Raw genomic sequence first — 237 nt, forward strand, 5'->3', positions numbered from 1 at the left:
TCCCAGTGTGGCCGATCACCCTCTCAGGTCGGCTACGCATCGTTGCCTTGGTGAGCCGTTACCTCACCAACTAGCTAATGCGCCGCGGGTCCATCTGTAAGTGATAGCCGAAACCATCTTTCAATTTTGAACCATGCGGTTCAAAATGTTATCCGGTATTAGCTCCGGTTTCCCGGAGTTATCCCAATCTTACAGGCAGGTTACCCACGTGTTACTCACCCGTCCGCCGCTAATATC

The 237-nt window shown here is 52.3% G+C and carries 1 rRNA gene; it reads right to left on the minus strand.

Going from position 1 to position 237, the window contains the following annotated elements:
• Nucleotides 1-237: ribosomal RNA gene (locus tag K9V48_RS30300) — 16S ribosomal RNA — on the minus strand; the annotation flags it as partial.

The organism is Metabacillus rhizolycopersici, from assembly GCF_020075705.1.